The following is a 22,005-nucleotide window of genomic DNA, read 5'->3' as shown; positions in this document are numbered from 1 at the left end:
CCGACGAAGGCAGAGCCGATGACCACGCAGACCCACCCCGTCGATCACGAACTCGTCCGGGCCGCCGCGCAGGTGGCCCGCACGCGCTGCCGGGGTGACAACCACACCATGGCGGCCGCGGCCCGCGCCCGGGACGGCCGGATCGTCACGGCGGTGAACGCCTACCACTTCACGGGAGGACCCTGCGCGGAGCTGGTCCTCATCGGCGCGGCGGCCGCCCAGGGCGCCTACGACCTGGACACCGTCGTCGCCGTGGGCGACCGCGACCGGGGCGTCGTGCCCCCGTGCGGCAGGTGCCGGCAACCTGCTGCCGGAGACCTACGTCTGGGCCGACCACCAGCTCGATGCCGCCGCGGACCAGCCCGGTCCGCGTTGAACACGCAGGCGCCGGTCAGCCCGTGGGCAGGCCGACGCGGTCGCGTTCGAGCGCCGAGCGGAGCTCCGCGAGGACCTGTACGGCGGCCGGTCCCGAAGGGCCGCCGAGCGTGCCCGCGGTCAGCTCCGCCAGCGTTCGGGTGAAGGTCTCCTCCGCCGCCTCGACGAGCCGCAGGCCGTCGTCGGTCAGGTCGAGCAGCGACGAGCGGCGGTCCGCCGGGTTGGTGCGCCGTACCACCCAGGCCTGCTTCTCCAGGCGGTCGGTGCTCTTGCTGGTCGCACCGATCCCGATGGCGAACTCGACGGCGAGGTCCGCGACCCGGGACCCCGGGTGGTCGCGCAGGAAACGCAGGAACTCGAACTGCGAGGTGACGATCCCGTGCTGCGCGCGCAGCCGGTCGTTCAGCGCGTTGTACAGGCGCGTCTCGCAGCGGACGAGGTCGGAGAAGAAGCCCGGGAGGTCCACCCGGCCACCGCTTGACTTGGATGCCATGGCATATATCTTAGCCTAGATTCCTAGGCATATAGTTCCTTGGCATGCAGCGTGTGGAGGCGACGATGAGCAGGCGACAGCGCGCGGAGATCGACGCGATGGTCCGGCGGCCCCGGCCCGAGGGCCCCCGGCCGGTGGCGGAGCTCCGTGCGGGGTTCAGGGAGATGATGGCCGGGATGATCGTCCCGGCCGGGATCCGCACCCGGACCGTGACGCTCGGCGAGCGGCCCGCCGAGCTCGTCGAACCGGTCGGCGCCGCGCGGGCCGGGACGGTCCTCTACTTCCACGGCGGCGCCTACGTGTTCGGTTCGCCGAGGACGGCGATGTCGCTGACGGGCAACCTGGTGGACAGGACGGGGTTCAGGGCGTTCTCGCTGGACTACCGGCTGGCCCCCGAGCACCCGTTCCCGGCCGCGGTCGAGGACGGGCTGAGCGCCTACCGCGCTCTTCTCGACAGCGGCGAGGACCCCTCGGCGATCGCGCTCGCCGGGGACTCCGCCGGGGGTGGCCTCGCCGTCACCACCTGCCTCGCCGCCCGCGACGCGGGCCTGCCGGTGCCCGCCGCGATCGTGGCGTTCTCGGCCGGGCTCGACATGACCCGGACGGGCCGGAGCATGGACGGCAAGGCGGGGGCCGACCCGTACTTCACCCGTGCGGAGCTGGCGCACACCGGGGACATGTACCTCGCGGGACAGGATCCGCGCCAGCCCCTGCTCAGCCCCGCCGTCCTCGCCGACCTGACGGGCTTCCCCCCGATGCTGCTGCAGGCGGGCACCAACGAGGTACTCCTGGACGACTCCACGCGCATGGCCGAGCGCGCGAGGGAGGCCGGGGTGGACGTCGTCCTGGACGTCACCGCCGACGTTCCCCATGTCTTCCAGGCCTTCGCAGGTGTCCTGGAAGAAGCCGACGAGGCCCTGGACCGAGCCGCCCTCTTCCTCCGCCAGCGCATTCGCACCAGCGCCACGCCCCCCACGCCGACGGACTGAACCCGGCGGAGGACCGGGGGTCTCCTACGGAGGGTCGAGGGAGTGGGGGAGGGAGTGGGGGTGGGGTGGGTGTGAAGTCGGGTGCGGTGCGGTACGGAGCTAGGGGTCGGTTGCCCGTTCGGTCGTCAGGAGGCGCGTCGTGAGCAGTGTTGCCATCGTGGGGGCCGGACCGGGGCTGGGGGCCGCGGTCGCCCGGCGCTTCGGGCGGGAGGGGTTCGGGGTGGCGCTCGTCGCCCGGGACGGCGGGCGGCTCGACGCTCTCGTCCGGGAGCTGTCCGGGCTCGGCATCGAAGCCCGGGGGTACTCCGCCGACGTGCGGGACCCGGACGCCCTCGCCGCGGCACTGGCGCGGGCGGCGCAGGAGCTGGGGACCGTCGAGGTGCTCCAGTACAGCCCCGTGCCGCAGGCGGACTTCATGCGGCCCGTGCTGGAGACCACCCACGCCGACCTGCGCGGGCCGGTCGAGTTCTCGGTGTACGGGCCCGTCGCCGCGGTGCAGCAGGTGCTGCCGGGCATGCGGGAGCTGGGACGCGGGACCATCCTGTTCGTCAACGGGGGCACCGCCGTCATCCCGCACCCGGACCGGGCCGGAACCTCCATCGCCTTCGCCGCCGAGAGCGCGTACGGGCACCTCCTGCACGACCGGCTCGCCGGGGAGGGCATCCACGTGGGGCAGTTGGTCGTTCCGGGGGCGATCGTGCCCGGGCACCCGAGGAAGGACCCGGCCGTCCTCGCCGAGACGCTCTGGGGGATGCACCGAGACCGGCACGGGTTCCGGCACTACGCCGACGACCTGGAGAGCTGACCGGCGGCACAGCCGCCCCGGCACCCGCCGCCGTGCCGTTCGGGCAAATCTGCGCAAACATCATTTGTGGGCCAAAATGGTGTTCGGCCTGATTGCTCCCCACCGGGAGCCGGCGATGGCTAAAGGGGGCCAGCGATGGCTGTGGAAATTCCTCCGCTCCTCAAGCCCTCCCGGCTGAGAAGCCGTGGAGGCCTGCTCGGTGAGTGCCTGGCAGAGTTCCTCGGGACCTTCGTCCTGATCTCGTTCGGGTGCGGTGTCGTGGCCACGGCCGTCGCGGCACTGCCCGGGTCCGGGCGTGCGGCGACGCCCACGACCATCTTCCTCGCCGCCGGCGACTGGCTCCTGATCACCTGGGGCTGGGCCTTCGCCGTCACCTTCGGCGTCTATGTGGCCGGTGGCGTCAGCGGTGCCCATCTGAACCCGGCGGTGACCCTCGCGTTCGCCGTGCGCCGCAGGTTCCCCTGGGCGAAAGTGGTGCCCTTCTGGGTGTCGCAGGTGCTCGGCGCGCTCACCGGCGCCGCGCTGGTCTACCTCGTCTACCACGACGCGATCAGCGCCTTCGACGCCGCGTCCAGACCGCCCAAGGTCGGCGGGCACACCGAGGCCACCTTCTCGATCTTCGCGACCTTCCCGGCGCCGTACTTCCACGGCGGGACCTGGGGGCCGCTGATCGACCAGATCGTCGGCACCGCCTTCCTGGTCATGCTGATCGTCGCGGTCATCGACATGCGCAACACGGCCGTGGGGGCCAACCTCGGGCCGTTCATCATCGGCCTCGTCGTCGCCGCCATCGGCATGTCCTACGGCGCGAACGCCGGCTACGCCATCAACCCCGCCCGTGACTTCGGGCCGCGGCTGCTCACCTGGCTCGCCGGGTGGAAGAGCTACGCGTTCCCGGGGGACGGGGCGTGGTTCAGCGGCTACTGGTGGATCCCGATCGTCGGTCCGCTGATCGGCGGCGTGATCGGTGTGCTCGTCTACGACCTGTTCATCGGCGACGTGCTGCACGCCCGGCTCAAGCTGGGCGAACTGCCGGAGCCCGGCCGCACCCGGCCCACCGTGGACGAGGACTGACGGCCGGGGCGGTCAAGATTCCGCCGAGGCATCCGGCGATGGCTCCGCCTGCCGGCCCAGGCGCTCCACCAGTTGCTGTGCCTTGGTGACCCCCGTGTCGATCTGCTCGGCGTACTTGCCGTCGGTCCGTTCGTCGATCAGGTCACCGGCCTTCTCCAGGCCGCTGTCGAGGACGTCGCCGTGCTGCCGGGCGATGTCCTCGGCCTTGTCCTTCGCCCTGTCCGCCAGGTCCTTGAGTCCGTCGAGTCCATCGAACATGCCGGAATCGTCACCGGAGAAGGCCCGTTCGGGCAAGACGGCGCCTGAGGCACCGGTGAGGGCGTGCGGGGAGCGGGCCGGCACGTGAAGTACCGTCACGAGGCAGTTGCCGATCCGGGACCCGACGGCCGAGCGGCCCCTTCACCCCTGGAGACACGCCATGAGCACCAGTCCCCTTCTGACCGGTCTGCGCGAGCGGCTGCCCGAGCTGCGCGCACTCTACGAGGACGTGCACGCGCATCCGGAGCTGTCCTTCCAGGAGGTGCGGACCGCGGCCCTGGTCGCCCAGCGGCTGCGGGCGCAGGGCTGGGAGGTCACCGAGGAGGTCGGCGGCACCGGGGTGGTGGGCGTGCTGGCCAACGGGGACGGTCCGGTCGTCCTGCTGCGGGCCGACATGGACGCGCTGCCGGTCACCGAGCAGACCGGGCTGCCGTACGCGTCGACGAACGACGGGGTGATGCACGCGTGCGGGCACGACATGCATGTGGCGTGGCTGCTGGGGGCGACCGGGCAGCTGGCCGCCGTACGGGACGGGTGGCGCGGGACGGTGGTGGCGGTGTTCCAGCCGGCCGAGGAGGTGGGCGGGGCGCCGAAGGTGCTCGCGGACGGGTTCGCCGACCGGTTCCCGCGGCCGGACGTGTGCCTGGCCCAGCATGTGGCGGGCGCACCGGCCGGTCTGGTCGGGACCCGGGCCGGGGCGTTGATGGCGGGCGCGGACAGCCTGCGGGTCACGCTGTTCGGGCGGGGCGGGCACGGGTCCACGCCGGAGGCGACCGTCGATCCGGTGGTGCTGGCCGCCGCCGTGGTGATGCGGCTGCAGACGGTCGTCTCCCGGGAGGTGGCCGCGGGCCAGCAGGCCGTCGTCACGGTCGGCTCGATCCACGGCGGGACCAAGGACAACATCATCCCGGACAGTGTCGAACTGAGGATCAACATACGGTCCACCACGGCGGCCGTACGGGAACGGGTGCTGGCGGCCGTCGAGCGGATCGTCCGGGCCGAGGCCGCCGCCTCCGCCGCGCCGCGGGAACCGGAGATCGTCCCCGTCGACTCCTTCCCGGTCACCCACAACGACCCCGAGGCGACCGAGGCCGTCCAGACCGCACTGGCCGCCGAATTCCCCGGCCTCACCTTCGAGTTGACCTCACCGGTCCCCAACAGCGAGGACTTCGGCACCTTCGGTACGACCCTGGGCGCGCCCTCCGTCTTCTGGTTCGTCGGCGGCACCGACCTGGCGCTCTACGCGGACGTCGACCTGGAGTCCCTGGTCCGCGACGGCATCCCGCCGCAGATCCCCTCCAACCACTCCCCGCACTTCGCCCCCGTCCCGGACCCGACGATCGAGACGGGCGTACGGGCGCTGCTCGCGGCGGCGGCCCACTGGCTGGCCCCCTGACGCCCCCTGCCTCACCGGGGCCCCTGCTCCAGGGCCGGGCGCAGGTCCGTGCGGCGGCGGATGCCCAACTTGCGGTAGGTGTGCGTGAGATGGGTCTCCACGGTGCGACGGGCCAGATGGAGCAGCGCCGCGATCTCCCCGTTCGTGCGTCCCTCGGCGGCGAGTTCCGCGATCCGGCGCTCGCTGCCGGTGAGGGAGGCGGCGCCGGTGCGGCGCCGGGGCGACCGGGCGCCACCCTGCCGCAGACTTCCCTCGGCCAGCTCCACCAGCCGTACGGCGCCCAGTCGTTCGGCGTGCCCGGCGGCCTCCCGCAGACAGTCGCGGGCGAGGGCCGCCTCTCCGGCGGCGGCCAGCTGGCGGCCGAGCGCCAGCAGGGCCAGTGCCGGTTCGGTACCGGCCGGACCGGCGTCCCGCAGCAGTCGTACGGCCTCCTCGGTGAGTTCCAGGCCGCGCCGGCCGCCGGTCGCCGTACCGAGGACGCGCAGGGCCCGCCCCACCGTGCGCGGGGTGTCCCAGACGCGGGCCAGCCGCAGCTCCTCCTCGGCGAGGGCGATGGCCTCCAGGGGGCGGCCGAGGGCCAGCCGGCACTCGGCGGCGGCCGTCCGCCAGGGGGTGACCAGCGGGCTGACCACCTCACGGGCCGCCTGGCGGCGCCCGCACTCCAGGAAGTCGAGCAGTGCGGCGGCCGGGTCACCGGCGGCGGCCCGCACCACTCCCCGCGCGTAGAGGAACCGGTTCAGCTCCCAGGAGTCCGCCGCCTCCCGCAGGTCGAGCCCGGCGACCAGCTCCTCCGCCCGCGCGGTACGGCCCGTCTCCACGAGGGCGACGAGCAGGTGCGCGTGCGCGTTGGTCGGCGTGAGCGACTCGGGGACGGCGGCCGGGCGGGTGTGGTCGGCGCGGGCCGCCGCGATGTCCGTACGGCAGTTGATCAGGGCCTGGTGCATGGGGTGCAGCAGGTCGGGGCGCTGTCCGGCCAGGCCGCGGTCCACCAGCCGGTCGGCTTCGTCGAGTTCGTCGGCCCACTGGGCGACCGTGGCCGCCGTACCGACCAGGAACGGCTCGGTGAGCGGGTCGGCGGGTGCGGCGAGCAGGGTGCGCAGCTCCCGCATCGCCTCCCGGGCCGAGATGAGCCCGGCGGACGCCGAGTGCCGTACGAGCAGGGCCCGGCCCGCCGTGCCGACCAGTTCCGGGGAGCGGTCGGCGGTCTCGGACAGCCGCCGGTAGAGCTCCTGCCGTATCTCCTGGTCCTGGTCGGAGAGGAGTACGGAGGCGGTGTGCAGGGTGCGGGTCAGGTCGGGGCGGCCGGTCAGCTCGCCGTCCACGGACCGCAGCAGTTCGACGGCCTTGCGGGTGCGGCCCCGGCCGGTGAGCGCGGTGCCGAGGGCGACGGCCGCGCGCACCCGGTTCTGGGGGGTGGCGGGCAGCCGGACCGCCTCGGCGAGCCGGGGTATCGCGGCGGAGGAGCGGGGCGCCGCGTACTCCAGTGAGCCCAGTTCGGTCAGCAGCCGCTGCCGGTGGTCGTCGGCGAGGGGTTCCTCCAGGGCGCGGCGCAGATAGGCGACGGCGTCCTCGGCGCGGTCCTCGTAGAGGGCGAGGGCCGCCGCGTCCTGGAGCAGCGGCGGTGCCCAGGGGGAGCCCACCGGGCCGGTCGACAGCAGTTGGCGGGCGACGGACTCGGCCGGCGCGTCCTGACGCAGCATCGCCTCGGCGACGGCCCGGTGCGCGGTGCGGCGGCGGGCCGCGGGGACACCGGCGAGGACCGCGTCGCGCAGCAGGGGGTGCGCGTAGTGCGGGCGGCCGTCGGGGCCGAGGGTGAGCAGGCCGAGGTTGGTCATGGCGGTGAGCCAGCCGGCCACCCGGGTGGGGTCGGCGTCGGCCAGCTCGGCGAGGAGCGGGGTGACTTCGTTGTCGGGCAGGCCGGTGCCGGGGTTCTCCTCCAGGACGGCGAGGGCACGGGCGACCTCGGTGGTGGCCGGACCGGCGCTGTCCAGCCACCAGCGGACGGCCGCCGGGTAGGCGCCGGGGTAGAGGGCGGCGGTCGTCTCGGGGACCTCCGGGTGCCGGGCGGTGTCGAGGTCGTCCAGGAGGGCGCGCAGCAGCAGGGGGCTGCCGGCCGCCGCGTGCACGCAGTCGTCGACCCAGGACCGGGGCGCGTCGGGGAACCGCTCGCGCACCCGGGCGGCGGCGGCCCCGGGGGCGAGGGGGGCGAGGGTGTGGGTGCGGATGAGTGCCGGGGGGAGGGTGTGGGCGAAGCCGGGGGTGGGCGGGTCGAGGTCGTACTGGCTGCGCTCGCTGACCACGAGGAGGATCGGTAAGCGGTCTATGTGCCGGGCTGACTCCACCAGCCAGCGGTGCGAGGGGGCGTCGGCGAGGTGCACGTCGTCCACGGCGACGAGGAGGGGGGAGGCGTCGGCGTAGGCGCGCAGCAGTCGCCAGAGCCCGGCGGCGGTGGCCCGCTCGTCGCCGTCGACCGCGAGGTCCGCGAACTCCGGCACCGGGCCGAGGAGTTGGAGGACGGTGGCGAAGGAGATGGGGGTGTCGGCCGGGGAGCAGCGGGCGCGGAGCGTGCGCAGGCCGAGGGTGGTCGCCTGGGCGGCGGCGGCTTCCAGGACGGTGGTGCGGCCGGTTCCGGTGGCGCCCCGGAGAAGCACGAGCCGGCCGCTGCCGGTCCGCGTGCGCTCGGCTTCCTCGGCCAACAGGTGTGTGACGTCGGCGAGTTCAGGGGACGGATGGGTCATTCCTGGCTCCTCGCGGTGCGCGTGTGGGTTCGGGGGGTTAGAGGCGGTGGAGGTGGGACAGGTTGTGGAGGGGCCACGGGGGCGGGGGCCTTTGTTGCGTGGACGGCACAATTGATACGGGGCTGTGGTTTTCTCCGGCCCGCGGCCGACATGTGACCTCCTCGGTCCCCGACCCGGTCCCACATCTCGTGGTCGCTGTCGTGGTGGTCCACGATTGTCCTTGCCCCTTTGGGCACAGCAGGCTGGAGTGATCCCGCCTGTCACCGTTCCCTCAGGGGTGACGGGCACGTGTCCATAGGGGAAGCGGTTGGCCAGCCACAGCTCATCTGCGTCGGTCGGACGCACGCCCGTCACCGTGTACGCCCCGGACCCCATCTCCCGTGAGGGCGCGCTCAGCCAGCTGCGCCGGCACCCGGAGATCGAGGTCCGCGAGGAGTCCGAGGGCGGCCCCGGCACCGTCGCGCTGCTCATCAGCGACGGCCTCGACGAACCGGTGCTGACCCGGCTGCGCCGGGTGGTGCGCAGCGAGGGCGCGCGGGCCGTGCTCGTCGTCGGGGCGCTGCGCGAGACGGAGCTGCTCGACGTGATCGAGTGCGGGGTGGGCGCCATCGTCTGGCGCCACGAGGCCACCGAACTCCGGGTCGCCCAGGCGGTGCTGGCGGCGGCGCGGGGCGACGGCGACCTGCCCGCCGATCTGCTCGGCAGGCTCATCAACCAGGTCGGCACGCTGCACCGTAACGCCGCCGGGCGTCCGGGCGCCCCGGCGTCCGGACTGTCCGCCCGCGAGGTGGACGTACTGCGGCTGGTCGCCGAGGGGCTCGACACCGGTGAGATCGCCAGCAAGCTGTCCTACTCCGAGCGCACCGTCAAGAACGTCATGCACGGGCTGACGACCCGACTGCACCTGCGCAACCGGGCCCACGCCGTGGCCCATGCCCTCCGCGAAGGCTACATCTGACCGAAGGGGCAGCGGGCACCGGCTCCCGGGCAGCGCGGTCTGCCCGGCGGTGCCTGCGGGGCGCGCCCGGTGGGCGGCAGGATGGAGGCTGGGCGACAGGTGAGCAGGGAGCGGTGAGTTCGGCGTGATCCACGAGGTGGACCAGGTGCTGCGGAACCTGCTGACCGGGGGCGCGCTGGCGGGCTCCGGCATCGACGTCTCCTTCGACGCGCCGACCCGTGACTGGTCGGCCCGTCGCAACGGCCCCGTGATCAACACCTATCTGTACGACATCCGGGAGGACGTGCACCGGCGGCAGCGCGGGCACATCGACATCCGCGACGAGCGGGACGTCGTCGTCAAGCGCCGCCAGCCGCCCCGCTGGTTCCGGCTGTCGTACCTGGTGACGGCGTGGACCAAGCGGCCCGAGGACGAACACCGGCTGATCAGCGCCGTGCTGGCGACGCTGATCCCGAGGGAGCTGATCCATCCCTCCGAACTGCCGGGTTCGCTCGGCGCGCTGGGGCTGACGATCCCGCTCTCCTGCGCCGGCATCCAGTCCGAGGCGCGCTCCCTCGCCGAGATCTGGTCCGCGCTCGGCGGTGAGTTGAAGCCGTCCCTGGACGTCGTGATCACCGCGCCCTTCCCGGCCTACCCGGAGTACGACGCGGGGCCGCCCGTCACCGAGGGCGCCGCCGTCCGGGTACGGGACGGGCTGGACGAGACCGCCCCGGTGCTGGAGGAGCGGGCCCACCGGCCCGGTCAGGTCGCCGAGGCCCGGGCCGCCCGGAAGGGGCGCGCGTGACCCTGGACGTCTCCCTGGAGCCGGTCGCGCCGCTGCTGGCCAGGCTGGCCGGTCTGCGTGAGCGGACCGCCGCCCTCGTCGAGCACCGCTCGGCCGGTGACCCCACGGCCACCGACCCGCTGCGCGGGCTCTACCTCTCCGAGGAGGCGGTACGGCACCTCCTGAGCCCGGCACCGGAACCGGCCGAACTGCCCGCCCTGGACGAGGAGTTCCCCGACCGCCTCGCCGAACTCGCCGTCCGCCTGCGCCTCACCCACCTCGACGCCGCGATCCTCCTCATCGCCCTCGCGCCCGACCTGGACCGCACCTTCGAGCCGCTGTACGGCTACCTCAACGACGACGTCGGCCGCCGTCGCGCCACCACCGGTCTCGCCCTCGACCTGTACGGCGTCCCCGCCCACCTCGCCGGGGCCCGCGCCCGCTTCCATCCGACCGCCCCGCTCACCGCGCTCGGCCTGCTCACCGTGGAGGAACCCGAACGCCCCTTCCTGAGCCGCTCGTTGCGCATCCCCGACCGGGTGCTGGCCCACCTTCTGGGCGACGACACCCCGGCCCCGGAACTGTCCGGACTGCTGCGCGAGCCGTCGTACGACGGCCTCGCGCCCGATCGTGCGGACGGTGGCGCGGAGTTCGTGCGGAGGCTGGCCGGGTGGGCCGGGGGCGGGGCCGGGTTCGTCTACCTGCGCGAGCGGCGGGAGGGGGAGGGGCTCGGGTGTGCGGTGGCGGCGCTGCGGCACGCGGGGGTGGCCGCCTGGCGCTGTACCGCGGCGACCGAGGAGCAGGTCCCCGAGCTGCTGCTGGAGGCGCGGCTGAGCGGGCGGGCGCTGCTCGTCGAGGCCGGCGGTGAACCCGGTCGGCTGGTGAGGGCGCTGGGCACGGCCGCCGAGGACGTCACCGTACTGCTGACCGCCGCCCGCCCCTACGACCCGCAGTGGTGCGACCACCGCGACCCCCTCGTCCTGGAGGTCCCCTCCCAGGGGGCCTCGGCCCTGGACGCCTGGGCGGCCGCCCTGCCCGCCGACCCCGGCTTCGACCTCGCGGCCACCGTCGCCCCGTACCACCTGGGCGGCGACCGGCTCGCCCGCGCGGCCCGCGCCGCGCAGGACCTCGCCGCCTTCGACGGAACCCCGCTGGCCGCCGGGCACCTGCGGCTGGCCGCCCGCCAGCAGTCGGCGTCCGGGCTCGAACAGCACGCCCGCCGGATCCGTCCCGCGGTCGACTGGCGGGACCTGGTGCTCCCCGAACGCCCGCTCACCGAACTGCGGGAACTCGCGCTGCGGGCCCGGCACCGCGACCGGGTGCTCGGCGACTGGCGGCTGAGCGCCGGCGGCGGCCGGGGCCGCGGGGTGCTGGGGCTGTTCGCCGGGGAGTCCGGGACGGGCAAGACGCTGTCCGCGGAGGTGGTGGCGGCCGAACTCGGCCTGGACCTCTACGTCGTGCAGCTCTCCTCCGTCGTCGACAAGTACGTCGGCGAGACCGAGAAGAACCTGGAGCGGATCTTCAGCGAGGCGGACCGCACGGACGCCGTGCTGCTCTTCGACGAGGCCGACGCCGTCTTCGGCAAGCGGTCCGAGGTCAAGGACGCCCATGACCGCTACGCCAACCTGGAGTCGGCGTACCTGCTGCAACGCCTGGAGGCCTTCAACGGCATCGCGCTGCTGACCACCAACCTGCGTGCCAACATCGACGAGGCCTTCACCCGCCGTCTCGACCTGGTGATCGACTTCCCGTTCCCCGACGAGGAGCAGCGGCTGGCCCTGTGGCACCACGGGCTGGCGCACGTCCCGGGCGAGGAGGACATGGAACTGCGGCCGCTGGCACGGGACTTCGAACTGGCGGGCGGCTCGATCCGGAGCGCCGTGGTGACCGCCGCCTACCTGGCCGCCGGCCGTGCGGAGCGGGTCACCGCGGCCGACCTCCTGGAAGGCGCCCGCCGCGAGTACCGCAAGGCGGGCCGCCTGGTGCCCGGCGGCTGGTGAGCCACAGGCCCTAGTCGCCGGACGGGCGGACGATCCCCCACTCCTGGTCGTCGGTGTTCGAGCAGTAGTACAGGGTCAGGTTGGTGTCGTTGCCGCCGGTGCTGAAGCCGGCCACGTCCAGGCAGAGGTTGTCGCTGGCGAAGTTGCGGATCCAGTAGGCGCCGCTGGGCTGCTTGTCGACCCACCAGAGCTGGTTGTCGGCCTTCGTACCGTCGCACTTGTACTCGGTGATCGGCGAGGACAGCTTGGCGGACCCGTAGCCGGGCAGGTCCATGCAGAGCTGGTCCTTGGCGTTGCGGATCTGGAAGAGCGCGGCCGAGCCGGGGCCGCCCTTCGGGTAGCGCACCTCCAGGTCCCACAGCTGGTTGTCGGCGGTGGTCTCGTCGCAGGTGAACTCGCGCACCGGGCCGTCGCTGGTGCCGTTGCCGTAGCCGGGGATGTCCGCGCACTTCTTCGTCGTCGTGTCGCGCAGCAGGATGTTCGTGGCCGGTACGACCGGTTTCGCGGTCTTCTTCTTCGGCTTGGGCGCGGCCTGGCCCTGGCCGCCTCCGCCGCCCGACTGGGTGTCCGGCGCGGCGGGGGCGTCGTTCTCCGGTTGCTGCGCGACCGCTGACGGCGTGGGCGCGGGGGCGGCCACCAGCGGGGCACTGGCCGAGGGGCTGGGTGCGATGCTGCTGACGCCGGCTTCCTGGACCTGTTCCTGGGCGAGGCTCTTGACCTGGGGTTTGTAGTTGAACCAGATCATGGCGAAGGCGATGGCGAGGGCCAGCAGGGTGCCGAAGAGGGTGGCCAGCCAGCGGGGCAGGATACCGCGCTGTACGTAGGTTCCGTCGACGGGCTCCGGTTGCACGCCCGAACGCTGCACCGTCAGCCGGTAGGGCCGTTGTTCCTTGGGTCCGAACCAGATGATTTTGCGGGGTTTGAGGGTGGCGTCGATGAAGGCGGCGCGGCCGGGTTCGATCTGGACGTTGCTGGGGTGGAGGTCGTAGGAGAGCTGGTCGCCGTTGTCGCTGCCGCTGACGGAGGCGGTGAGTTTGGTGTTGCCGAGGTTGTCGATGGCGAGTTTGGGGCGGCCTCGGAAGCGGCCCTTGACCGTGGGTGGGACGAGTTCGGCCCGGAGTTCGGTGAAGGGGGTGATGGTGAGGTTGCCCTCGGGGACGGTGACGGCCTCGGGGTGTTCGGTGGGGGTGATGCGGATGGCGTAGGGGTTGGGTCCGGCGGTGGCGTCGGAGGTGCGCGGTGGTGCGAAGGTGAGCTCGACGGTGCCGGTCGTTCCCGGGTAGAGGCGGAGGGTCTGGGGTTCGACCGTCGTCCAGGGGGCGATGGGCCCGACCGGTTCGAAGCGGTACTCGTCGACGACGTCTCCGGTGTTGCGCAGCCGCAGGCGTACGCGCGTGCTGCCGCCCGGGTCGACGGTCGCGGAGGCGGGTTCCAGGGAGGTCCACAGGCTCACGGCGTCACCGTCAGCTTGAAGGCTTCGAGCCAGAGCGTGTTGTCGAGGGTGCCGACGAAGTCGAGTCCGTTGTTGTCGCTGCGGGGACCCGAGCACCACTGGTCGCCCCAGTCGTGGTCGCGGACCTTCGCGTAGTTGCAGGCGTGGCCGTTGCCGACGTTGTAGGCGAAGCCCTCGATGTAGGGGTCGGACGCCTTGGTGCTGCCGATGTAGTTGTCCTTGCCGTCAGCGGTGATCGCCGTCCAGTCCGGGTTCCACGCGCCCTGGCCGTCGGTGGACCGGGAGTTGTAGTGGAACCAGTTGGCGGCGGAGCCCTGGACCCCGTACACCGCGAGGTTGATGGCCTTGATCGGCAGGTTCTTGCCGACGGTGCCGGACATGGTGCCGTCGCAGACGGGCTTCTGCCAGCCGGTGCCCTGGATGTAGGAGCGGTAGCAGATGTGCCGTCCGGCCGGGTCGTCGGCGGCGAGGCGGTTGACGGCGGTCGCCGCCGTGTCCTGCTTGGGCTTGGCGGTGACGGTCGCCGTCGCGCCCCCGCCCCCGCCGCCCCCGCCACCGCCGTCGGCGCCGGCCCCGGGGTTCGCGGTGGGCGCCGACGGGGGCGTCACACTGGGCGCGGGCGGCGGAGTGGGCGTGGCGCTCGGGCTGGGTGCGATGCTGCTGACGCCGGCTTCCTGGACCTGTTCCTGGGCGAGGCTCTTGACCTGGGGTTTGTAGTTGAACCAGATCATGGCGAAGGCGATGGCGAGGGCCAGCAGGGTGCCGAAGAGGGTGGCCAGCCAGCGGGGCAGGAAACCGCGCTGGACGTAGGTTCCGTCGACGGGCTCCGGTTGCACGCCCGAACGCTGCACCGTCAGCCGGTAGGGCCGTTGTTCCTTGGGTCCGAACCAGATGATTTTGCGGGGTTTGAGGGTGGCGTCGATGAAGGCGGCGCGGCCGGGTTCGATCTGGACGTTGCTGGGGTGGAGGTCGTAGGAGAGCTGGTCGCCGTTGTCGCTGCCGCTGACGGAGGCGGTGAGTTTGGTGTTGCCGAGGTTGTCGATGGCGAGTTTGGGGCGGCCTCGGAAGCGGCCCTTGACCGTGGGTGGGACGAGTTCGGCCCGGAGTTCGGTGAAGGGGGTGATGGTGAGGTTGCCCTCGGGGACGGTGACGGCCTCGGGGTGTTCGGTGGGGGTGATGCGGATGGCGTAGGGGTTGGGTCCGGCGGTGGCGTCGGAGGTGCGCGGTGGTGCGAAGGTGAGCTCGACGGTGCCGGTCGTTCCCGGGTAGAGGCGGAGGGTCTGGGGTTCGACCGTCGTCCAGGGGGCGATGGGCCCGACCGGTTCGAAGCGGTACTCGTCGACGACGTCTCCGGTGTTGCGCAGCCGCAGGCGTACGCGCGTGCTGCCGCCCGGGTCGACGGTCGCGGAGGCGGGTTCCAGGGAGGTCCACAGGCTCACGTCGACACGCTACGGGCGGCCCGTGACGGTGTCGCAGGAACGAGGGCAGCATCAAGTGCCCGAACGAGCCGTTCAGTTGGCCGTCCGGACGAAGGGCCGGGTGCCAGGAGTGCCCCTGCGGCTCTTCAGTCCCGCCGCCGACCCGGGTAGAACGACGAGAGGCGAGAGGACGGTACATGCAGGCATACGCACGCTCAAGCACGGGTTCCGCACCGGACCGCGACGCGGGCCGCGCGCCCCGCCCGTCCGTGCCGCGGCCGGCGACGACGGCCCGGCTGGCGCACCTCTAGGCCACGGCCGGCAACGCGGCGGTCGCCCGTGCCGTGCAGCGTGACCGGCACCAGCACACCGCCGGCTGCGGGCACGTCGAGGAGGAGACGGCCGCCCCGCAGGATGCGGCCGTCCAGCGGGACGCGGTCGCCGAGCGGGACGCGGTGGTGCAGCGGGACTCGGTCGCCGACGCGGTGCGTTCGTCCTGGAGCCCGCTCGAACCGCGTATCCAGAAGCGCGCCGCGGCCGGCCTAGTACGAGAAGCGCCTCAAGGACGCCTTCAAGAAGGGCGACACCGCACGCCAAGATGCCGAAGGTCGGGCACGTGATGATGGTGAAGGCCGAGTCCGACGCGGGCCGGCTCGCGGAGATGCGGGCGACCGGCGACCGCTCCATGCCCTACCACTTCGGCGGTGTGGTGGCGAAGGCCGGCGAGGACTAGGTCACCATGGAGAACTATGCCCGCGAGCAGCCCGGCGGCCGCTCCACCCTCGACAGCGGCGACCCGCTCTGGTATTTCCGCATGTACGGCAGGGAGGCCGGGCGCACCTGGCACGAGTGCTGGGCCACTCCCGGGAACACCAACCTGGTCGGCGCGATGCTGACCATCACGCTGCGCTGAGCATCCGGCGCCGGTACGGCCGACCGGTCCTCGTGTCCTGCCCTTCCGGGCACGCGGACTGCCCTCGGGCAGGCACCTCGGGCCGTTTCGGCGGACGGGCCTCGCGCGTGAGGGTGGGAGACGTTCCTGTCTCGTACCCCGAGGAGAGCAGAGCATGCCGTCCTACCTGTCGCCCGGCGTCTACGTCGAGGAGGTGGCCAGCGGCTCGCGCCCCATCGAGGGGGTGGGCACGTCGGTGGCGGCCTTCGTGGGCCTGGCCCCGACCGGTCCGCTGAACGAGCCGACCCTGGTGACCAACTGGACGCAGTACGTCGCGGCCTTCGGTGAGTTCACCGACGGGTACTACCTCGCGCACTCCGTCTACGGCTTCTTCAACAACGGCGGCACGGCCGCGTACGTCGTCCGGGTCGGCGGCACCTCCGAAGGGGCCGAAGGGTCCGTGGAGGGCGCCAGGTCCCCGGCGGCCGTCGGCGGTTCGGCCGCCCCCGCTGCACTGCCGGCCGGCGAGGCCAAGCAGCTGGGCACCTTCACGGTGAGCGCGGTGGCCTCCGGCGACCTGAGCGTCGAGGTCACCGACCCGGAGGGCGAGGGTCCGGCCGAGCGCTTCAAGCTGGTCGTCAAGGACGGCGGCAAGCCCGTCGAGACCTTCGACGTGACCGCGAAGAAGGGCGGCCGCAACTACGTCGTCACCCAGGTCAAGGAACGTTCCAAGCTCATCACCGTGACCGAGGCCGCGCCCGCCGCGCAGCTGGCCCGTCCGGACAACCAGACGGTGGCCCTCGTGGTACCGACCCAGACACCGGCGTCCGCGCCCCCCGTCGTGGACGCCGGTTCCCACCCCGGCCCCGCCACCTACCTCGGAGACTCCGCCGACCGCACCGGTTTCGGCGGTCTGGAGGCCGTCGACGAGGTGTCCATGGTGGCGGTGCCCGACCTGATGGCCGCCTACCAGCGCGGCGCGATCGACCTGGAGGCCGTCAAGGCCGTCCAGCTCGGTCTGATCGCGCACTGCGAGCTGATGGGTGACCGGGTCGCGGTCATCGACCCGCCGCCGGGCCTCAACGCCCGCCAGATCCGGGTCTGGCGCCAGGAGACGGCCGGCTACGACTCCAAGTACGCGGCCCTGTACTACCCCTGGATCAAGACCTTCGACCCGTCGTCCGGCACGTCCCGGCTGATCCCGCCGTCCGGTCACGTGGCCGGCGTCTGGGCCCGCAACGACGCCGAGCGCGGCGTCCACAAGGCCCCCGCGAACGAGGTCATCCGCGGCGCGGTCGACCTGGAGCTCCAGATCACCCGCGGTGAGCAGGACCTGCTCAACCCGATCGGCGTGAACTGCATCCGCGCCTTCCCGGGCCGCGGCATCCGCATCTGGGGCGCCCGCACCCTCTCCTCCGACCCGGCCTGGCGCTACCTGAACATCCGCCGGTACTTCAACTACCTGGAGGAGTCGATCCTGATCGGCACCCAGTGGGTGGTCTTCGAGCCCAACGACCACAACCTCTGGGCCCGTATCCGGCGCAACATCTCCGCGTTCCTCGTCAACGAGTGGCGCAGCGGCGCCCTGTTCGGGCAGCGGCCCGAGGAGGCGTACTACGTCAAGTGCGACGAGGAGACCAACCCGCCGGAGTCGGTCGACGTCGGCCGCGTGATCTGCGAGATCGGCATCGCGCCGGTCAAGCCCGCCGAGTTCGTGATCTTCCGGCTGGCCCAGTTCTCCAGCGGCAGCGGCGAACTCCAGGAGTAGCGGGCCGGGCGGTCCCCAACCCCCTTGTTTTCAGGCAACTTCAGCAGAACGGGCAGTAAGAGATGAGTCTCCAGCCGGGTGACGCCCTCACATCACACAATTTCGGCCTCCAGATCGACGGCGTGATGGTCGAGTACCTCGCCGAGGTCAGCGGCCTGTCGATGGAGCAGGACGTCATCACCTACCAGCAGAACACGCCGGACGGGAAGAACCACGTCCGCAACCTGCCGGGCGTGAAGAAGAACGGCACCTGCACGGTCGTACGCGGTATGACCCAGTCGTCGTCGTTCACGCAGTGGATCAACGAGTCGATCAACGGCCAGATGGCCACGGCCCGCAAGAACGCCACCATCATCATGATGGACTTCCAGAACACCCCGGTGAAGCGCTACAACCTGCGCAACGCCTGGTGCAGCAAGATCGACACCAGCACGGTCAAGGCGGGCGAGGCGTCCGCGCTGACCGAGTCGGTGACCATCACGTTCGAAGAACTGGTCATCGAGTAATGAGGCGTTCGGCCGGCAGGGCCGGGAGCGTGGGGGCGCCGCTCGCACCGGAGGTGACGGCGCCCCCGGCCGCCCCGCAACCGGAGGCGCCCCGCGAGGTGCTGCGCACGGAGTTCCCGTTCCAGCTGCCCCGCGGGTACGTCGACGAGCAGGGCACCGTCCACCGCGACGGCGTGATGCGGCTGTCGACGGCACGGGACGAGCTGATCCCGCTCCGGGACATCCGTGTCCAGGAGAACCCGGCGTTCCTGTCGGTGGTCCTGCTGGGCCGGGTCATCACCCGGCTCGGCACGCTGCCGCTCATGCACGACGGCATCGTGGAGAACATGTTCGCCTCCGACCTGGCGTTCCTCCAGGACTTCTACCGCCAGATCAACGCGGAGGGCCACACCCGGGCCGCGGTCAACTGCCCGCACTGCTCGGAGCCCTTCGAGGTGGAACTCGGCGGGAGCCGCCTGGGGGAATCGTGACGTACGCGACCGACCGGCTGCACGAGGAGATCGCGTACGTCGCCTACCACTTCCACTGGAACCTCGAGGACATCCTGGACCTGGAGCACGCCGACCGCCGCCGCTACACGGCCGAGATCGCGTCCCTGGTGACCAGGGCGGCGACCGCCGCCGGTACGGAGGGCTGAACGGTGGGCTTCTGGGACCGAGCACGGGGACGCGACCGCGGCACCGGCGGCGATGCCGGGGGTGGGGCGTCGGGTCCGGCTTCGGGGTCGGTCGGAGGGTCGGCCTCGGGGTCGGTCGGGGACGAGGCCCGTGGTGTGGGGGCGCGTCCCGTGGTGGCGGCGGCCTGGTCGGGGCTGCCGCCGATCCAGCGTGCGCTGGGGACGGGTGGCCCGGTCGCGGACTCGGGGTTCGGCGGGCGGTTGCCGACGTGGCAGAACCCGTCGTTCATGGGCACACGCTCACACGCGGTCCTGGACGGCGAGTCGAGCGCGAACCTGGCGAGCGGTGGCGGCGCCACGGGGCTGGCGGGAGCGGGAGCGTTGGGCGGTCTCGAACGCCCCGCGCAGGCACTGCCGTTGGCGGGACCGGTGGGACCGACCAGGCCCACCGGGGCGCAGGGTGGCCGTAGGGCGGCGGTGCCGGTGGTGCCGTTGCGGGCGGTCGGGGCCGGTTCGGCCGGTCCGGTGGGCTCGGCCGGTTCGGTGCAGGCGGGTGGTTCGAGTGGCGGTGCAAGCGGTTCAAGTGGTGTGACTCGTCCCGTGGGTGGGGGTGGGCCGCGAGGGTTCGTGGCGGCTGCGGTACAGCGGGTGCCGTTGATGGGGCGGCGCGGTGGTGGTGCGGTCGCGCAGAGTCCGGGGACGGCGAGGGCCGGAGGAGCCGTGGGGGCCGTGGGGAACGGGGGGAGTACGGCGGCGCTGCCGACTCCTGCCACCGCGCCGGTCAAGGGCGCGGCGCCCGCCGTCCAGCGGTCCACGTCGGCCCCCTCGGCGACTGCCGCTACGGCTTCGGGCGCGGTGCCGGTGGCGTGGGCGCCGCAGGCGACTCCGGCGGCCCCGGCCCCGCCAACCGGCACGCGGCCCACCTGGTCGTGACTGCTCGATCCGAGGAGCCTTCGACCTGCGGTTTTCCGACGCCACGCGGATAAAACCCCGAAGACAAGCGAACCGCCGCAGCGGCTACCGCTCCACCGCACCGGGATCAGTCCGCACAGCAGAACTCAAACACCACCACGAAGCCCCCCGGTCCCGGCTCTCCCGGCCGCACACCACCCCACGGCCGCCGCAGGGGCTGATCCTCGCCCCAGGCCACAACGCGCTGCCAGCAACTTTCCCAGGAAGGGACAGAAACTGCAGACTGGACGGGGCGCCACAGTCGCATTCGTCCAGCAGCGCCCGTACACAGGCAAGCGCAGGAGACAGAACCCCTCGACGGCGAGCGTCTATCGGGCCCTGGCCGAGCACGCCAGCGCGGGGGGGTATCCCGGGGCCGTCGAGGCGGCCCACGCCCACTTCGCTGTCCTTCAACCGCGACCACAGCCCCGTTTAGTTACTCAGAGCTACGTGCCACTTGGCTCCTGCGATGCGCCGAAGCCGGAGTGAAGGCAGTCAAAGCGTCGAAGGCCGCTCTCGCGAAGAGGAACGCGCCCTGTGCGGACGAAGGACCAGGTTTTCGAGGTCGTCTCCGACGGCGGAAACGGCAGCGGCCTGAGGCTGAGCGCGGTCGCCTGCACGCGTGACCAGCGCGTTCATAGTCGCGTGCACGGGAGTTCGGACAAGCGCGACCGTCGCCGACCTCCGCCGACGCGACCAGGCCGCCTGACGACAGCAATTGGCAGAGCACCGGCAACACCGGCAGAAGATCGCCCACCCCGCGCGGCCCAAGGACGCAATGGCCCCGGCTCGTCGCAGACCTCCAGCAGCTCACCAGCTGGGCTCCTGTTTTCAGTCGTCCCATGGCGGCGCGGGCCGTCTCGCGTCGCCAGGTGAAGATCGACGATATGTGACCGATCACCCATCCTTGACGTCTACTAGGCGATTTATTTGGTGAATATTGACTTCCTGGCCGTTTATCTGCCGTCTCTAGACTTTCACTTGGCGATTCCTTGAATTCACGACTTTAGGCCATGCGATTACGGGCCCACGGTAAATCGCTTTTAAAAGTTCCAGGCCATGACTACCTTGGCGTCGGCGTTCCGAACATGTGAGCGGATCTGTGGGGCAATGATCCATGCCCCGGCACTCCGCAACCGGCTTGGATCGCTCCGCCGGCGGTGGGGGGTGCTCGTGCTGGAACGGCGTCATCTACCCACCTGTGACGTGCTCTTCTAGGGGGCTACCACACGTGTCGAAGCTGAGAGCAAGCCTGCGTGCTGTCACCGCTGCTGCGGTCCTGGCCTTAGGCGTGCTGGCCTCGCCGCAGGCGGTGGCTGTCGACCAACCCGCCGTTTCGATCTCGCGTGGAGCCGACGCGACAACGCGAGCTCTTGTCCAGGCCGACCCTCAAGCCGCAGTCGCGGCGGCTACCGTCTGCGGGTCCGGATACACGTTGTTCCGAGCCGAGCCGCTTCCTGATGGTGTGGACCCCAGCCAGCGGCTGGCCACGCTGTACTCCTATGTGAACGCTGGCAAGGGGTGTGCGATCCTCGACAACAATGTCGGGAAGTCGCAGTACATGTATCTGCACGTGTGCAAGGTGGACGGCACCGGTTGCGACACGGACTCCGGGAACTTCAGCGAGTACGCTGGCCCCGTCAACGTCTCCAGTGACGTCTGTGCGCCCGTTACAACCAAAATGGGCCAGAGCTCCAGCAGCTTGTACATCAACTTCACGTCCGAGTATATGTTCAGCTGTGACTGACCACCTGCCCGGCAAGAACCGGGTCTCCGCGCACTTCCTGTTAATAGCCTTGGCAGCGGCACCACTTGCTCTGACCGCCTGCGGCACCCAGACGAGCCACCAGCCCGACGCCTCTACCTCGCTGCGGTCCTCGGTAGCTGCCGGGGCAGCACCCAAGCCGTCGGACACGGCCGACAACCTCAGCAAGGCAGCACAGAAGGCAGCTGCCCAGCGCGCGGCCGCCGCCCCCAGCGGAGATCCCGTCAACCCGACGAACACCGCTGTCCCGGGCCCCGGTGACTACGGGTTCGGCAAGGCCGCGGCCACGGCAGTGGGTGGCGAGGTCATCGCGTACACACCGCGCCTGGAGTCGGGACGGGTCGTTGTACCGCTGACCATTCAAAACACCGGTGGCAAACGTATGACTTACACAGTCACCGTGACAGTCGTAGGCAGCCGGCAGACATCTCCCTTCTCCGTGACCGAGAAGGCTGACGGCGTTTGGCCGGGAACCACGTGGCCGACCAAGGCAGACATCACGGCCTCCGGCCTCAAGGAGGCGGCGGAGAGTTCGAAGATCAGCTTGAAAGTCGTCAAGAACGATCCGTTCGGCAACGCCCAATGACTCGTCATGCACGCCTCGCACCTCGTGCGGGCTGCCACGGACACTCCACCTCTTTGGGGTTCCGCGCCCGGTAACGGAACCCGCGCAGCCGAGTGCATCGTTGTCCTCGGCTGGATCCAACAAACCATCTCAGGCGCTGGAGCCGACAGCCTCGTTCTCGCGGAACGGCAAGGCCAAGGTCCTGTCCTACGGCCACGCACA

The 22,005-nt window shown here is 71.8% G+C and carries 20 protein-coding genes and 1 pseudogene; 16 read left to right on the top strand and 5 right to left on the bottom strand.

The features are described 5' to 3' along the window. Positions 1-18 precede the first annotated feature (18 nt). A pseudogene (locus ABZ646_RS10130) lies at positions 19-376 on the top strand (cytidine deaminase). Between the two features lie 15 nt (positions 377-391). Here ABZ646_RS10130 and ABZ646_RS10125 read toward each other — a convergent pair. Next, a complete protein-coding gene (locus ABZ646_RS10125; RefSeq protein WP_360515422.1) occupies positions 392-868 on the bottom strand; it encodes a MarR family transcriptional regulator in 477 nt (158 codons plus the stop codon). A gap of 65 nt (positions 869-933) precedes the next feature. Here ABZ646_RS10125 and ABZ646_RS10120 point away from each other — a divergent pair, with 65 nt between their 5' ends. The 3 genes from ABZ646_RS10120 (at position 934) to ABZ646_RS10110 (ending at position 3,736) form a co-directional block, all read left to right on the top strand. After that, a complete protein-coding gene (locus tag ABZ646_RS10120; RefSeq protein WP_360515443.1) occupies positions 934-1,857 on the top strand; it encodes an alpha/beta hydrolase in 924 nt (307 codons plus the stop codon). Positions 1,858-1,996: 139 nt separating this feature from the next. Continuing rightward, positions 1,997-2,662: an SDR family NAD(P)-dependent oxidoreductase gene (locus ABZ646_RS10115; protein ID WP_360515419.1), complete on the top strand. Its 666-nt coding sequence runs from the start codon at positions 1,997-1,999 to the stop codon at positions 2,660-2,662. 135 nt (positions 2,663-2,797) lie between these two features. Next, positions 2,798-3,736 carry an MIP/aquaporin family protein gene (locus ABZ646_RS10110; RefSeq protein WP_360515416.1) on the top strand — a complete coding sequence of 313 codons (939 nt, stop codon included), beginning with the start codon at positions 2,798-2,800 and terminating at the stop codon, positions 3,734-3,736. A gap of 12 nt (positions 3,737-3,748) precedes the next feature. Here ABZ646_RS10110 and ABZ646_RS10105 read toward each other — a convergent pair whose 3' ends face one another. Next, on the bottom strand, positions 3,749-3,994 hold the full coding sequence (locus ABZ646_RS10105) for an antitoxin (protein WP_360515413.1): 246 nt from the start codon (positions 3,992-3,994) through the stop codon (positions 3,749-3,751). Positions 3,995-4,154: 160 nt separating this feature from the next. On the opposite strand from ABZ646_RS10105, the gene ABZ646_RS10100 reads away from it, so the two are divergent. Then, the gene (locus ABZ646_RS10100) at positions 4,155-5,390 is read left to right on the top strand and encodes an amidohydrolase (protein WP_360515410.1); all 1,236 of its coding nucleotides are present in this window, start codon (positions 4,155-4,157) and stop codon (positions 5,388-5,390) included. 11 nt (positions 5,391-5,401) lie between these two features. Here ABZ646_RS10100 and ABZ646_RS10095 read toward each other — a convergent pair whose 3' ends face one another. Beyond that, the gene (locus ABZ646_RS10095) at positions 5,402-8,128 is read right to left on the bottom strand and encodes a LuxR C-terminal-related transcriptional regulator (RefSeq protein WP_360515407.1); all 2,727 of its coding nucleotides are present in this window, start codon (positions 8,126-8,128) and stop codon (positions 5,402-5,404) included. Between the two features lie 307 nt (positions 8,129-8,435). On the opposite strand from ABZ646_RS10095, the gene ABZ646_RS10090 reads away from it, so the two are divergent. The 3 genes from ABZ646_RS10090 to ABZ646_RS10080 all read left to right on the top strand — a co-directional run bounded on the left by ABZ646_RS10090 (position 8,436) and on the right by ABZ646_RS10080 (position 11,849). Further along, positions 8,436-9,086, top strand: coding sequence for a response regulator transcription factor (locus tag ABZ646_RS10090; RefSeq protein ID WP_132888520.1), 651 nt, complete (start codon positions 8,436-8,438; stop codon positions 9,084-9,086). A gap of 124 nt (positions 9,087-9,210) precedes the next feature. Then, positions 9,211-9,870, top strand: coding sequence for a DUF4255 domain-containing protein (locus tag ABZ646_RS10085; protein ID WP_360515403.1), 660 nt, complete (start codon positions 9,211-9,213; stop codon positions 9,868-9,870). Continuing rightward, entirely contained in the window at positions 9,867-11,849 is a 1,983-nt protein-coding gene (locus ABZ646_RS10080; protein ID WP_360515400.1) for an ATP-binding protein, read from the top strand. The genes ABZ646_RS10085 and ABZ646_RS10080 overlap by 4 nt, the downstream gene beginning before the upstream one ends. Positions 11,850-11,859: 10 nt before the next feature. On the opposite strand, the gene ABZ646_RS10075 is transcribed toward ABZ646_RS10080, so the two are convergent. Both ABZ646_RS10075 and ABZ646_RS10070 read right to left on the bottom strand, forming a co-directional pair. After that, positions 11,860-13,302: an RICIN domain-containing protein gene (locus ABZ646_RS10075; RefSeq protein ID WP_360515397.1), complete on the bottom strand. Its 1,443-nt coding sequence runs from the start codon at positions 13,300-13,302 to the stop codon at positions 11,860-11,862. Then, the gene (locus ABZ646_RS10070; RefSeq protein WP_360515394.1) at positions 13,299-14,741 is read right to left on the bottom strand and encodes a hydrolase; all 1,443 of its coding nucleotides are present in this window, start codon (positions 14,739-14,741) and stop codon (positions 13,299-13,301) included. Before ABZ646_RS10070 ends, ABZ646_RS10075 begins: the two co-directional genes overlap by 4 nt. 577 nt (positions 14,742-15,318) lie before the next feature. Here ABZ646_RS10070 and ABZ646_RS10065 point away from each other — a divergent pair. The 8 genes from ABZ646_RS10065 (at position 15,319) to ABZ646_RS10030 (ending at position 21,804) form a co-directional block, all read left to right on the top strand. Then, complete coding sequence (locus ABZ646_RS10065) at positions 15,319-15,453, top strand: hypothetical protein (protein ID WP_360515391.1); 135 nt, start codon at positions 15,319-15,321, stop codon at positions 15,451-15,453. 6 nt (positions 15,454-15,459) lie between these two features. Continuing rightward, positions 15,460-15,633, top strand: a complete 174-nt coding sequence (locus ABZ646_RS10060) for a hypothetical protein (protein ID WP_360515388.1) — start codon at positions 15,460-15,462, stop codon at positions 15,631-15,633. A 154-nt stretch (positions 15,634-15,787) separates the two neighbouring features. Next, on the top strand, positions 15,788-17,380 hold the full coding sequence (locus ABZ646_RS10055) for a phage tail sheath subtilisin-like domain-containing protein (RefSeq protein WP_360515385.1): 1,593 nt from the start codon (positions 15,788-15,790) through the stop codon (positions 17,378-17,380). 62 nt (positions 17,381-17,442) lie between these two features. Further along, positions 17,443-17,886 (top strand): phage tail protein, encoded by a 444-nt coding sequence (locus tag ABZ646_RS10050; RefSeq protein WP_046726369.1) that lies wholly within the window; start codon positions 17,443-17,445, stop codon positions 17,884-17,886. Further along, entirely contained in the window at positions 17,886-18,356 is a 471-nt protein-coding gene (locus tag ABZ646_RS10045) for a hypothetical protein (protein WP_132888527.1), read from the top strand. The genes ABZ646_RS10050 and ABZ646_RS10045 overlap by 1 nt, the downstream gene beginning before the upstream one ends. Continuing rightward, positions 18,353-18,523, top strand: a complete 171-nt coding sequence (locus ABZ646_RS10040; protein ID WP_165941477.1) for a DUF6760 family protein — start codon at positions 18,353-18,355, stop codon at positions 18,521-18,523. The genes ABZ646_RS10045 and ABZ646_RS10040 overlap by 4 nt, the downstream gene beginning before the upstream one ends. A 2,161-nt stretch (positions 18,524-20,684) precedes the next feature. Further along, positions 20,685-21,200 (top strand): hypothetical protein, encoded by a 516-nt coding sequence (locus ABZ646_RS10035; RefSeq protein WP_360515382.1) that lies wholly within the window; start codon positions 20,685-20,687, stop codon positions 21,198-21,200. Continuing rightward, positions 21,193-21,804, top strand: a complete 612-nt coding sequence (locus ABZ646_RS10030; RefSeq protein ID WP_360515379.1) for a hypothetical protein — start codon at positions 21,193-21,195, stop codon at positions 21,802-21,804. Before ABZ646_RS10035 ends, ABZ646_RS10030 begins: the two co-directional genes overlap by 8 nt. Positions 21,805-22,005 lie beyond the last annotated feature (201 nt).

The sequence above is a fragment of the Streptomyces sp. NPDC007162 genome (assembly GCF_040634175.1).
Taxonomy (GTDB): Bacteria; Actinomycetota; Actinomycetes; order Streptomycetales; family Streptomycetaceae; genus Streptomyces.
This window is presented reverse-complemented; position numbering and strand designations above follow the sequence as displayed.